This is a genomic window from Telluria sp. ZB2R32 (assembly GCF_059685715.1).
Genome location: NZ_JCASIG010000004.1, coordinates 279,030 through 291,108, shown reverse-complemented (window position 1 = coordinate 291,108; position 12,079 = coordinate 279,030). Strand labels below are relative to the sequence as shown.

The window sequence follows — 12,079 nt, the reverse complement described above, 5'->3', positions numbered from 1 at the left end:
CGTAAGGAAAATCAGCCTGTCGGGCCTCAATGTGAGGTTCAGTGTGCAAGGGCAGGCTTCTTGCCGCGCATCTTGTTGATCAGGGTAACGACGAGCAGCACCACCACGCCGACCGCGATCCCGACCAGGGCATCGAACAGCACCGGGCCGATGGCATGCAACACGCCGCCGATGACCGGCACGTTGCCCGCAGCGGTCGCAAAACCTTCCGAGTAATGGTGCAGCAATGCCCAGTTGTGGCTGACGATGCCGCCGCCGACCATGAACATCGCCGCGGTGCCGACGATCGCCAGGAATTTCATCAGGCGCGGCGCCAGCGCCAGCAGCATGCGGCCCAGGCCCTGGGCTGCACCGCTCGATTTCTGGGTCAGGTACAAGCCGGCGTCGTCCATTTTGACGATGGCGGCCACCAGGCCATAGACGCCGACTGTCATCACCAGGGCGATGATGACGAGCACCGCCAGCTGCTGCATGAACGGCATCTGCGACACCGTGCCCAGCGAAATCACGATGATCTCGGCCGACAGGATGAAATCGGTGCGCACCGCGCCCTTGATCTTGTCCTTCTCGAGCGCGACCAGGTCTTCCTTGGAAGCCACGGCCGCCGCCAGGCGTTCCTTGTGGGCCGTGTCTTCTTCCGGGCTGTGCAGGAATTTATGGGCCAGTTTTTCCGCCCCCTCGAAGCAGAGGAAGGCGCCGCCGATCATCAACAATGGAATGATCAGCCAGGGAACGAAGGCCGAGATCAGCAGTGCCGCCGGCACCAGGATCGCCTTGTTCCAGAGGGACCCCTTGGCGACCGCCCACACCACCGGCAGTTCGCGCGAGGAATCGACGCCCGTCACCTGCTGGGCATTCAGGGCGAGGTCGTCGCCGAGCACGCCCGCGGTCTTCTTGGCCGCCACCTTGGTCATCACGGACACGTCGTCGAGGACGGTGGCGATATCGTCGAGTAAAGCGAGCAAACTGCCTGCAGCCATAACCTACTCCTGAGAATTAGCAATATGGCAGCATCTTAACCGAGGGCCGATGGCGCGGCCACACGGTTCAGCGCGATAAAATGCGTTTCACGCCCGAAAATCTGCAGCTCGTCGCTTTGGCAACGTGGGTTCCGGCCGGCATACGTATAGTCAGTATCGAAGGCTGCGCACCTACCGCCCTGATCCCAGCCTCGCCCTTGCCGACGGAGACCATGATGATGACACCGACCCCCAGCGACACCCCGAATTCGACCCACGGCCAGAGCGCTGCCCCGCTGCGCCGCACGCGTCCGCCGAAACGCAAGACGCGCATCACGATCTATCTCGACGACGAAGTGCTGGACGAATTCCGCAACCTGTCCGAGCGCTGCGGCACCGGCTACCAGACCCTGATCAACGCTGCCCTGCGCACCCGACTGGCGGCGGCCGGCATCGAACCGAGCCTGCTGTGACGGGCGCGCCTTGAAACATGGCCGTCCGCTTGAAGGGTACGGGAAAGTTACAAGTGGCAAACATTTGTGCTACTCTTTCCGCTCTTTCAACCCCGGAGGCACCATGAAAAAAGGCGAACTGATCGCGGAATTTGCCAAGCGTACCGAGATGTCCGGTAGCGCTGCCAACAGCGCGGTCAACACGATCATCGAGATCATCACCGAGCGTCTGAAAAAGGGCGACACGGTCGGTATCACCGGTTTCGGTACCTTCTCGATCACCAAGCGCGCAGCGCGCAAGGGCCGCAACCCGGCGACGGGCGAGGTCATCAAGATCGGTGCATCGAAGACCCCGCGTTTCTCGGCCGGCGCCACGCTGAAGGCTGCCGTCAACCCACGCAAAAAGTAATTCGTAGGCCTGCATGGCGCGGCGGCACAATGCCGCGCGCCATTTCCCTCCTGTTCCCCGCCCGTCCGTTTCCCCGAGTTTCAACATGTCATTCGCTACCTGGTTCGCCTTCGTCATCGCCGGCACCGTGATCGCCATTTCTCCCGGCTCCGGTGCCGTCCTGTCGATGTCGCACGGGCTGGCGTATGGCGTCAAAAAAGCCAGCGCCACCGTGCTCGGCCTGCAATTCGGCTTGATCCTGGTACTGGCGATCGCCGGCGCCGGCGTCGGCTCGCTGCTGCTGGCCTCGCCCACCGCCTTCCTGGTCGTGAAAATCATCGGCGCCCTGTACCTGATCTATCTCGGCATCGCCCAGTGGCGCTCGAAAGCCGAGGCCGGGCCGACGGCGAGCAGTGCCGGCCTGGCCGCGCACCCCTCGTTCGGCAAGCGCGTGCTGACCGGTTTCCTGACGAATGCGACCAACCCGAAAGGCATCATCTTCATGGTCGCGGTGCTGCCGCAGTTTATTTCAAAGGATGCGGCGCTGCTGCCGCAACTGCTGATCCTGGGCGTGACCATGGTCACCATCGACAGCCTGGTGATGCACGGTTACGCGACCCTGGCCGCCTCGATGCAGAGACTGTTCCGCGATCCGCGCGCGATGCGCATCCAGAACCGGTTCTTTGGCGCGGTGTTGGTCGTCGTCGGTTCGATGCTGTTCTTCGTGAAGCGCGCAGGCGGCGCCTGATACGACCCCCATGGCTGCGTTGCATCGTCTCGCCGTGCTCACGTACTGTATTCGACGCCGCGCCTTGCCCTGAGGGCCGTCTCAGGCGCCGCGGATAGTGCGTCGGCATGTTTCGGTTGTGCACGATGTGCAACCGTCTGTAACCCCGGTTGTCGTGGCCTGCCCGCGTGCGGTGTAATCAGGTCGACGCATTCCGTCCCCACCGCCTGGAGCTTTCGATGACACTCCGTCTACTCACCACCGCAACGCTGCTGGCGCTGGCGGTTCACTCCACTGTCGTGCATGCGCAGGAAGATCCGCCGGCCAGAGTCGGCCGCGTCGCCCTGGCGCAAGGGCAAGTGAGCATCAGCAGCGCCGGCGAGACCGCGAATGCCGCGCTGGTGAACTGGCCGGTCACCTCGAACCAGACCATTTCCACGGCGCCCGGCGCGCGCACCGAACTGCGGGTCGGCTCGACCGCGATCCGCCTCGACGGCGACTCGGCGCTGGAAGTGCTGCAGCTCGACGACGAGCAGTTGCGCCTGCGCCTGCACTACGGCAGCGCCAGCATCCGCGTCGTCAACGCCGAAGTGGCCGGCGGTTTCGAGCTCACCACGCCACAGGCGCGCGTGCTGCTGCAGGGGCCGGGCCGGCTGCGCGTGGATGCCGAGCGTGTGCGCGATACCAGCAGCGTCGGCGTGTTCGACGGCGTGGCGACCGTCGAAGGCGGCGGTGAGCGCCTGACCGTGCGCAGTGGGCGCAGCGCCGAGGTGCAGGGCAGCGACCTGCGCACGACGCAAGCGCTGGCCGACGCCTTCGACGACTGGGCGCTGGCGCGCGACCGCGACACCGAGGCCGTGCGCGCCACCCGCTACGTGCCGGCCGAGATGACCGGCTACGAAGACCTCGACCGCTACGGCAGCTGGCGCGACGACAGCGAATACGGCGCCCTGTGGCTGCCGGCGGTGGGTTCGACCTGGGTGCCCTACCGCGACGGCCGCTGGACCTGGGTGGCGCCCTGGGGCTGGACCTGGGTCGACAATGCACCCTGGGGCTATGCGCCCTTCCACTATGGGCGCTGGGTCCACGTCAACAACCGCTGGGCCTGGGCGCCGGGCCGCCTCGAACGCCATCCGGTGTGGGCGCCGGCCCTGGTCGGCTGGGTCGGCGGCGCCGGCTGGAGCATCAATGCCGGGACGGCGATCGCCCAGGGTTGGTATCCGTTGTCGCCGCGGGATCGCTTCGTGCCCGGTTACCGCCTGTCGGACAAGCGTTTACGGCGCTTGAATAATCATGAGGGCCGCCATGACGGCAAGCGCGACGGCGGTCACGACTACCGCCAGCGTGGCCTCACCGTGGTGCCGCAAGACCGTTTTGGTCAGCGCGGCGAGGTCGTCGTCAAACACGAGCCACGCGCTACGCCGCCGGCGAACTGGCAGGCGGCGCCGGGCGCCCAGCCGCCGGTACCGCGCGGCTGGCGCGAGCGTAATGGCGACGATGCGCGCCGTGCCGATGGGCGCGATGGCCGCGATGGCCGCATCGGCGAACGGCGCGGCAACGATGGGGATGGCGTCGGCCGTCCGGATGGGCCGCGCATGGGCCGCGGCGACAACGACAGCTGGCGCCGCGATGGCCGCCCGGCCGGACGCGAGGGCCAGCCTCCTGCCGCCCAGCCGGTGCCGGCCGCACCCTTGATGACGGCGCCGCCCACCGTGGTGCAGTCGCCGCAACCGGGCTTCGTGCGCCAGCCGGGCGTGATCACGACCGTTCCCCAGCCCGACCGGCAGCGCGACTGGCGCGGCCGCGATGGCCGCGAAGAACGCGGCGCCTTCGAGGATGGCGGGCGCCAGCGTGGCTTCGGCCAACGGCGCGACGCCGCGCCGGCCAGCGGCGCCGCAGCGCCGGCGGTCCCGCAGCCGCAACCGCAACCGCAACCGTTTATCCAGCAACAGCGTGGCGGTGCGGCCGGGATGATGGAAGCGGCCGCGGCCCGTGCGCAAGCACAGGCGCAGATGCAACGGCAGGCGGCGGCCGCGCCAGCGCCGGCGCAGGCGATGCCGAGCCCGCCCCCCGCGCCCGCCATGGCGCCGCCCCAGGCTGCACCGGCGCGGCACGAGGGGCCGCGTTGGCGCGGCAATGACGGTCCGCGCCAGCGCGACGGCGTACGCCAGATGGAACGCTGATGCGCTGATGGCGGGCGCGGTTTCACGCGCCCGTCGCGCATTGGCTACAATGACGTTTTGCACAGGAGCCATCATGGACCCGAAAGATTCCCTCATCGAATACCCGAGCGACTTCCCGATCAAGGTGATGGGCCCGACGCACGACGCCTTCCCGACCACGATCGTCGAAGTGGTCTGCGGCTACGACCCGACCTTCCACGACGGCCGCATGGAAGTGCGTCCGTCCGGCAAGGGCAACTACACGGGACTGACCTGCACCGTGCGCGCCACCAGCCGCGCCCAGCTCGACGATTTATACCGCGCCTTGTCGGCGCATCCGATGGTCAAGATCGTTATGTAAGTTGTCTCGTGGGCGAGGGGGCCGGGCAAGCCGCCCGGCACTGGCATATAATGTCGGGGCTGTCCACCTTCCCACCGGATCCCATGCACCCCACCCGCCCCGCCAGCCCGCTGATTCGCGCGCTGGGCTGTGCCGACTACGAACCCGTGTTTGCGGGGATGCGCGCGTTTACCGATGCGCGCATCCCCGAGACGCCCGACGAACTCTGGATCGTCGAGCATCCGCCGGTGTTCACCCTGGGCCTGGGCGCCGACCGCGGCCACCTGCTGGCCGGACCCGGCGTGCCGCAGCACGACATTCCCGTGGTGCAAACCGACCGCGGCGGCGAAGTGACCTACCACGGTCCCGGCCAGGTCGTCATTTATCTGCTGATGGATTTACGCCGCAACAAGCCGGGCGGCAAGTTGTATGCGCGGCAATTTGTGGAAAAAATCGAACAGGCGGTCATCGACGTGCTGGCGGCGTATAATCTCGGCGGTGAACGCGTTGCCGGCGCGCCCGGCATTTACATTGCCGCCGGCCCGCGCCGCGGCGCGAAGATCGCCGCGCTGGGTCTCAAAGTGCGCGGCAACGGCTGCACCTATCACGGCGTATCGCTGAACGTGGCGATGGATTTACAACCGTTCACCTGGATTAATCCCTGCGGCTATTCCGGCCTCTCCACCGTCGACATGCGCACCATGGGCATCGAGGCGCCGCTGGCGGACGTACAACAGGCGCTGGCGCACGCACTCGTGCAGCACCTGGCGCCCGCCACAACCGAACAAACCAACTGAAGCCCGCCTGGGCTAGAGCGACATGACTACCGACACCGATACCGGTCTGAATCCCGCCTACAACGCCACCGACAAACAGAAGGGCGCCAACAAAACCTCGCGCATCCCGATCAAGATCGTACCGATCGCCGACGCCGAGCGCCTGAAAAAGCCGGACTGGATCCGCGTCAAAGCGGCGACGGCGTCCTCGCGTTTCTACGAAATCAAGGACATCCTGCGCGCCAACAACCTGGTCACCGTCTGCGAAGAAGCGAGCTGCCCGAACATCGGCGAATGCTTCGGCAAGGGCACGGCCACCTTCATGATCATGGGCGACAAGTGCACCCGGCGTTGCCCGTTCTGCGACGTCGGCCACGGCCGTCCCGATCCGCTCGACGTCAACGAGCCGGGCAATCTCGCCAAGACCATCGCCGACCTGCGCCTGTCGTATGTCGTGATCACCTCGGTCGACCGCGACGATTTGCGCGACGGCGGCGCCGGCCACTTCGTCGAGTGCATCAGCAAGACGCGCGCGCTGTCGCCGAACACCAAGATCGAAGTGCTGGTGCCGGACTTCCGCGGCCGCCTGGCCAAAGCGCTGGCGATCTTCGCCGACGGCTTGCCGGACGTGATGAACCACAACCTGGAAACCGTGCCGCGCCTGTACAAGGAAGCGCGTCCGGGCGCCGACTACAAGCACTCGCTCGAACTGCTGCGCGATTTCAAGGCGCTGTATCCGAACGCGGTCACGAAGTCCGGCATCATGGTCGGCCTCGGCGAAACCGACGAAGAGATCCTGCAGGTGATGCGCGACATGCGCGAGCACAACGTCGAAATGCTGACCATCGGCCAGTACCTGGCGCCGTCGAACTCGCACCTGCCGGTGCGCCGCTATGTGCACCCGGAACAATTCAAGAAATTCGAGGAAGCTGCCTACGAGATGGGCTTTGTCCATGCCGCCGTCGGCGCCATGGTGCGCTCTTCGTACCATGCGGACGTGCAGGCGCACAACGCGGGCGTGGCGGCGTAAGCGATCCGGCTCGCAGCACAAATAAAAACGGCCTCCGCGGAGGCCGTCTTTCATGGCGTAGCCAAACGTTCACTGCAGGGTCGCCGTCCCCTTGAAGGTGTCGTTCAATTCTTTTTCGTTGCGCTGCACCCGTTCGACCACCTGCGCATCGGCGCCGACGGCGTGGGTCGGCACGATGCGCGGCGTGATCACGACGATCAGTTCGGTCGAGCTGCCGGTCTGCTCGCTGTTCGAAAACAGTTTACCCAAGCCCGGCACGTCGCCCAGCAGCGGCACGCCGGTGCGGCGCAGGCCCGCATTCGCCTTGATCAGGCCGCCGATCAGGATCGATTGACCGTTTTCCGCCACCAGCTGGGTGTTGACTTCGGTCGTCTTCTTCGACGGGATGCCGCCCAGGAAGGTACCGGAACTCACTTCCGGGCGCACCCGCATCGCAATGCGTCCGTCGTTGTCGACCGAGGGCGTTACGCGCAGGATCACGCCGGTCTCGAGGAATTCGATGGTCTCCGTCGTGATGTTGTTGAGCGTCGTCGTCACCCGGTACCCCAGCTTGTCGCCGACATTCGTCGTCGCTTCCTGGTTTTCCAGGGTCAGCAGTTTCGGAGTCGCCAGCGTGCGCACGCGGCCCTTGTTGCTGAGGGCATTCAGGTAGACGTCGACGTTCTTGTTGACGAGGTTGAAGACGAAGCCCGGTCCGCCGGGCGGCACCAGCCCGCGGGTGCCGATATTGCTGATGTCGGTGCCGCCGTCGCCACTAAAAACCTTGTTCCACTCGATGCCGAAGTTCTGGTTGTCGTCGAGCGTGATCTCGAGGATCTTCGCTTCGATCATGATCTGCTGCGGCTGGGTATCGATCTCGCGCAGCAGCGCGGCGATGCGTTTGATTCCCTCCGGCGTGTCCTCGACCACCACCATGCGCCGCGCCGGCAGTACCGTCACCTTGCCGCCGCGGCCGACATGTTTCGCCAGGATGTCGGCCACCAGCTGCGGTTCCGAATACAGCACCTTCATGGCGCGCACTTCCATCTGCCCACCCGGCACCACCTCGGCCGCCGGCTGCGCCGGGTTGACGATCACGTAGCCGTTGTCGCGCGTGAGCACCTGGTAGCCGCCGGCTTCTGCGATTGCGTAGATCGCCTGGCGCGGCGTCATGTCGTACAGGCTGACGGCGACGTTGCCGGTCACGCCTTTGCCGAGCATGATGTTGACCCGCTCGTGGCGCGAGATCATTTCGAACAGCTCGGCGATCGGGGTATCGCGAAAGACAAACGAGGTCGGCGCGATTTTCGGCGGCGTGGTCGTCGACGACACGGCGGTGGCCGGCTGCGCGGGCGCCGTTTGCGGCTCGGCAGCGGTAGTGGGGGTGGCATGCAGCGCGGCGGCGCACAACACCCCCGCGGCGGCCAGGTGATAAACAGTATGCTTCATTTGCGTATTGCCTCGTTCAGTACCAGAACGCTGATGACGCCACGCTTGGCGAGCGTGACGCCGCGTTCTTCCACCTTGATCAGTTGATAATCGCCGAACCACTCGCCGACGGCGAGGATCTGGCCATTGATGTTTGCCAGTGCGCGCCCCGGCGTCACCATGACGGCGCGCAGCTGCGGCAACGCTTGCGGCGTCGGCTCCTCCGGTTCGGCGGCGCGGACCGGCGCGGCAGGGCGCGCGAACGGATCGCGCAGCGGCGCCGGCGCGGCGGCGGCGCTCGCCAGTGCAAACGCCAGGACCGCACTCAAGATGCGCTTCATGGTGTGCCTTCCTGCGGCCGGAATGCCGCGATGCGTATTTTCATGGTCACGTGGCCCGGCGTCGCCGCCGCGTGCATCTCGAAAGCGGCAATCGACAGGTTCGGCTGGGCGCGCTCGATCGCCGCCATCCACGCCAGCAGGCGGGCATACGGGCCGCTGGCCTCGGCGTCGAAGCCGCTCTGGACAAAGGCCAGCACCATCTCGTCCGGCGCGGGAACGATGCCGTGCAGGGTGACGCCCTCGGCCTGTGCCAGCGCGCCCAGTTCGCCGATCAGGCGCACCTGCAATTGCGTCGCGCCGCCCGCGGGGGCGCCGCCGAGGCGTTTGGCGAGCAGTTCGGTGTCCTGCGCGAGCGCCGCCAGCTGCAGCGCGAATGGGCGCGGGTCGGTGCCGGCCAGTTCCAGCTGGGCCTGCTCGGCGCGGACCGCGCGCAAGGCAGTCAAGGGCGCGCGCAGCGCATAGAACCAGAGTGCGGCCGCCACGACCAGCAGCAGGCCGGCGCCGATCAGGTGCAACTGGCGCGGCGGCAGCGCGGCCGCCTTGTGGAGCAGGGTAGGGTGCATGGTGCTCATTGTTTGTTCTCCTGTTTGACGAGCGACGCGGCGACCCTGAACTGCACGGCGCCACCGTCAGCGGCCGGCGCCGTGCTGCTGTTCAGGAAGCGCACGTCGGCAAGCGCCGGATCGCTCGACAACGCCGCCAGGAAACGCGTCATGGCAGCGTTGTCGAGGGCCTGGCCGGCGATCTCGATCTGGCTGCCCAGGCGCCAGGCCTGTACTGCGCCCTGTACTGCGCCGGCCGTGCCGCGCGCCTGCACCACGCCGGCCGGCAGCGGCGCGGGTGGCGCCGCCTGCAGCAATTCCTGGGAACGCGACAAGCGCAGCCCGTCGAACCAGACGCCGTCGTTGATCGCGCCGTCCACGCTGGCCGCGAGTGCCGTCACCTCGCCGGTGCCCCGCAGGGCGGCCAGGGCCGCGACGTTGTCGGCTAATAGATCCTTGCGTGCCTGGGCGTTGATCAATTGGGTGCGCAGCGCGCTGGCCTGGCCCGAGGCGGTGCGGCTCTGTTCCAGGCGCGGCGTTTCCAGCGCCAGGCGCCAGTGCAGCAGCGCGCTGGCGCCGCCACCGGCCACCAGCAGCAGCGCCAGCGCGCTGCCATACACCGTTAACGTGCGCCGCACGCGCACGCCCTCGCGGTAGCTGCGCGGGATCATGTCGATGTCAGCCACGTACTTCTCTCCGTAATGCCAGTCCGGCCGCCAGGGCGATGCCGTGGGTGTCGCTGCCGACCGGCGCCGACAGCGGCGTGCCGCTAAAGGCGCGCATCGGGTCGAGCAGTTCGACCGGCAGGCGCACCAGTTCCTCGACCCGTTGTTCGATATGGCGGTAGCGCGCCACGCTGCCGTTCAGGTAGACGCGGCTGATCGCGCTGCCGCGCGTGCGCGAGGCCACGTACACTTGCGTGCGCACCAGTTCCTCGGCCAGCGCCGCGAATTCCTGGTGCAGGATCTCGCGCAGCGTGCGGCCGATGTCGGGCGCGGCGCCGTTCGGGCCATGCTGGGCGCCGGCCGGGGTGCCGATGCCGTGCTCGCGCAGCAGCGCCAGCGCCACTTCGGTATTCAGTCCAAGCGCGCGCGACAGGCGGTCGACCAGCTGCATTTCTCCGAAGTCGATCTCGCGGTCAAGCATCAGGCGCCGTCCCCAGATCACGGTGAGATAGCTTTTGCTGGCGCCGAAATTGATCAACAGGACCGACTGGTCGAAATCTTCCTGCATCGCCGCCAGCAGGCGTGCGATCGCGGCCGGGCCGATGTCGAGCGCCACCGGTTCCAGGCCGGCGCTGCCCAGCGTCTCGAGGTAGGCCAGCACGTTGGCCGATGCCGCCACCGCCGCCAGCACCTGCTTTTCCGGGCCGGCCGCCTCGACGCTGCGCACCTGGTAGTAATCGACCACCGATTCGGCGGCGGCAGCGCCGAGCTGCTCGCGCACCGCCTTGGCCACGGCTTGCCCTTCGCTCTGGCCGCCCGGCACGTGCACCGTCAGCGGCAGGATGCGCACCTCGCTCGGCGCCAGCACCGACACCACGCGCCGTCCGGCGAAGGGCGCGGCGGCCAATGCCTCGCGCACGAAGGTTTTAAGGCGGCGCCGGTCCGCCAGCAACTGGGCGCGCTCGACGGGATAGGGCAGCGACAGCGCCGCGCGCACGGCCAGGCCGCCGGGCGTGGTGGCGGTCTGCACCATGTTCAGGCGCTGGGCGGCGAAATCCAGGCCGATCGGGGAGGGCGCCGTACTTTTGTTTGCCAGCGAAGAGAGCCAGGACTTCATGTGACTACCGCCTTTTCCGATTCTCCCGGCGCGCTGACGCGCACCGCATTGCCGCCGGCGCGCTTGGCGGCGTACAGCAATTCGTCGGCCAGCTTATAGGCGCCGTCGAAGCCGATGCGGCCTGCGCGCGGCAGCTGCACCAGGCCCAGGCTGACCGTCGGCTGCACGCCGCAGCGCACCGTGCACGCCATCTTGCCGGCGATCGATGCCAGCGCCGCCTGCACCCGCGCCGGCGCGTCGGCGCCGCACACCAGCAGCGCGAACTCGTCGCCGCCGAGGCGCGCCAGGTATTCGACGTCGCCGGCCAGGCCGCCAAAGGCCGCATGCACTGCGCGCAGCACCTCGTCGCCGCAGCCATGCCCGTAAGTGTCGTTGATCGCTTTAAAACGGTCGATGTCGAACAGGCCGAACCAGCAGGCCACGCCGGCGCCATGGTGGTGCGCCACCACGCGGTCGAAATCGCGTTCGATGTGGCGCCGGTTCCAGGCGCCGGTCAGGTGGTCGCGGTTGACCAGTTCGGTCAATTCGCGCTGGGCCTGCTCCAGGTGGAAGCGCAGCGCCAGGTCATGCTTGCGCAGGCCGAGTGCACGCGCCACCAGCGCCAGCGAAATCACGGCCGCCACCAGCATCAGGCATTGCAGCACCCACAGGTCGAGCGCGGCGAAGCGCAGCCGGCTCAGGTAAGTGGAGGCGGTGAACATCAGGTAGATGGCGCCGGTGGTGAGCGCCGCTTCGCGCAGGCCCCAGGGCACGACGGGCACCAGCATGATCAATACCGCCACGCTCAAGAGCAGCATCGCGTGCAGGTGGCCCGAGCGCTGCGCCAGCAGTACCAGCGACGAGCCGCATACCACCAGCAGCAGCATCGCCAGCAGGTACAGCGCGCGCAGCTGCGCCACCTTCGCGCTCGACAGGTAGACGTGCAGCGCCAGCAGGCACAGCACCGAATACGTATAGGTGTAGGCGCCGCCGAGTGCGAACGCGGCCGACATGGCGGCGGCCAGCGCCAGGAACAGCAGGGCAACCAGGCTCAACAGGGCGACGCCGCGCCGGGTTTCGCGCGTGATCACGGGGGCGGCATAGTCGCGCAGTTCGGGCGCGCCGAAATCGAGGCAGGACCAGACGCCGGATAGCGCGCTGAGAGTGGAGGCGGTTGTTTTCATGGCTTGTTGT

14 protein-coding genes are annotated in these 12,079 nt (G+C 67.3%); 7 read left to right on the top strand and 7 right to left on the bottom strand.

The genetic code is table 11. The annotated features are described in order from the left end of the window. Positions 1 to 38: 38 nt before the first annotated feature. The gene (locus AC56LG_RS13735; RefSeq protein WP_497166634.1) at positions 39 to 980 is read right to left on the bottom strand and encodes a DUF808 domain-containing protein; all 942 of its coding nucleotides are present in this window, start codon (positions 978 to 980) and stop codon (positions 39 to 41) included. Between the two features lie 212 nt (positions 981 to 1,192). On the opposite strand from AC56LG_RS13735, the gene AC56LG_RS13730 reads away from it, so the two are divergent. The 7 genes from AC56LG_RS13730 to lipA all read left to right on the top strand — a co-directional run bounded on the left by AC56LG_RS13730 (position 1,193) and on the right by lipA (position 6,834). Continuing rightward, positions 1,193 to 1,432: a BrnA antitoxin family protein gene (locus AC56LG_RS13730; protein WP_497166633.1), complete on the top strand. Its 240-nt coding sequence runs from the start codon at positions 1,193 to 1,195 to the stop codon at positions 1,430 to 1,432. A gap of 103 nt (positions 1,433 to 1,535) precedes the next feature. Beyond that, the gene (locus tag AC56LG_RS13725; RefSeq protein ID WP_192053947.1) at positions 1,536 to 1,820 is read left to right on the top strand and encodes an HU family DNA-binding protein; all 285 of its coding nucleotides are present in this window, start codon (positions 1,536 to 1,538) and stop codon (positions 1,818 to 1,820) included. A gap of 85 nt (positions 1,821 to 1,905) precedes the next feature. Continuing rightward, positions 1,906 to 2,547: a LysE family transporter gene (locus AC56LG_RS13720; RefSeq protein ID WP_497166632.1), complete on the top strand. Its 642-nt coding sequence runs from the start codon at positions 1,906 to 1,908 to the stop codon at positions 2,545 to 2,547. Between the two features lie 218 nt (positions 2,548 to 2,765). Then, entirely contained in the window at positions 2,766 to 4,709 is a 1,944-nt protein-coding gene (locus AC56LG_RS13715; protein ID WP_497166631.1) for a DUF6600 domain-containing protein, read from the top strand. A gap of 49 nt (positions 4,710 to 4,758) precedes the next feature. Next, on the top strand, positions 4,759 to 5,049 hold the full coding sequence (locus tag AC56LG_RS13710) for a DUF493 family protein (RefSeq protein ID WP_267874632.1): 291 nt from the start codon (positions 4,759 to 4,761) through the stop codon (positions 5,047 to 5,049). An 83-nt stretch (positions 5,050 to 5,132) separates the two neighbouring features. Continuing rightward, a complete protein-coding gene (gene lipB, locus AC56LG_RS13705) occupies positions 5,133 to 5,825 on the top strand; it encodes a lipoyl(octanoyl) transferase LipB (RefSeq protein WP_497166630.1) in 693 nt (230 codons plus the stop codon). A gap of 22 nt (positions 5,826 to 5,847) precedes the next feature. Further along, positions 5,848 to 6,834, top strand: coding sequence for a lipoyl synthase (gene lipA, locus AC56LG_RS13700; RefSeq protein ID WP_497166629.1), 987 nt, complete (start codon positions 5,848 to 5,850; stop codon positions 6,832 to 6,834). Positions 6,835 to 6,903: 69 nt separating this feature from the next. On the opposite strand, the gene AC56LG_RS13695 is transcribed toward lipA, so the two are convergent. The 6 genes from AC56LG_RS13695 to AC56LG_RS13670 are packed head-to-tail and all read right to left on the bottom strand — an operon-like array spanning position 6,904 to position 12,069. Continuing rightward, positions 6,904 to 8,262 carry a type II secretion system protein GspD gene (locus AC56LG_RS13695; protein WP_497166628.1) on the bottom strand — a complete coding sequence of 453 codons (1,359 nt, stop codon included), beginning with the start codon at positions 8,260 to 8,262 and terminating at the stop codon, positions 6,904 to 6,906. Next, positions 8,259 to 8,582, bottom strand: coding sequence for a hypothetical protein (locus tag AC56LG_RS13690; RefSeq protein ID WP_497166627.1), 324 nt, complete (start codon positions 8,580 to 8,582; stop codon positions 8,259 to 8,261). Before AC56LG_RS13690 ends, AC56LG_RS13695 begins: the two co-directional genes overlap by 4 nt. Beyond that, positions 8,579 to 9,154, bottom strand: a complete 576-nt coding sequence (locus AC56LG_RS13685; RefSeq protein ID WP_497166626.1) for a hypothetical protein — start codon at positions 9,152 to 9,154, stop codon at positions 8,579 to 8,581. The genes AC56LG_RS13690 and AC56LG_RS13685 overlap by 4 nt, the downstream gene beginning before the upstream one ends. Next, entirely contained in the window at positions 9,151 to 9,810 is a 660-nt protein-coding gene (locus AC56LG_RS13680; RefSeq protein WP_497166625.1) for a PilN domain-containing protein, read from the bottom strand. Before AC56LG_RS13680 ends, AC56LG_RS13685 begins: the two co-directional genes overlap by 4 nt. After that, positions 9,803 to 10,906, bottom strand: coding sequence for a pilus assembly protein PilM (gene pilM / locus AC56LG_RS13675; RefSeq protein WP_497166624.1), 1,104 nt, complete (start codon positions 10,904 to 10,906; stop codon positions 9,803 to 9,805). The genes AC56LG_RS13680 and pilM overlap by 8 nt, the downstream gene beginning before the upstream one ends. Beyond that, the gene (locus AC56LG_RS13670) at positions 10,903 to 12,069 is read right to left on the bottom strand and encodes a GGDEF domain-containing protein (RefSeq protein WP_497166623.1); all 1,167 of its coding nucleotides are present in this window, start codon (positions 12,067 to 12,069) and stop codon (positions 10,903 to 10,905) included. Before AC56LG_RS13670 ends, pilM begins: the two co-directional genes overlap by 4 nt. Positions 12,070 to 12,079 lie beyond the last annotated feature (10 nt).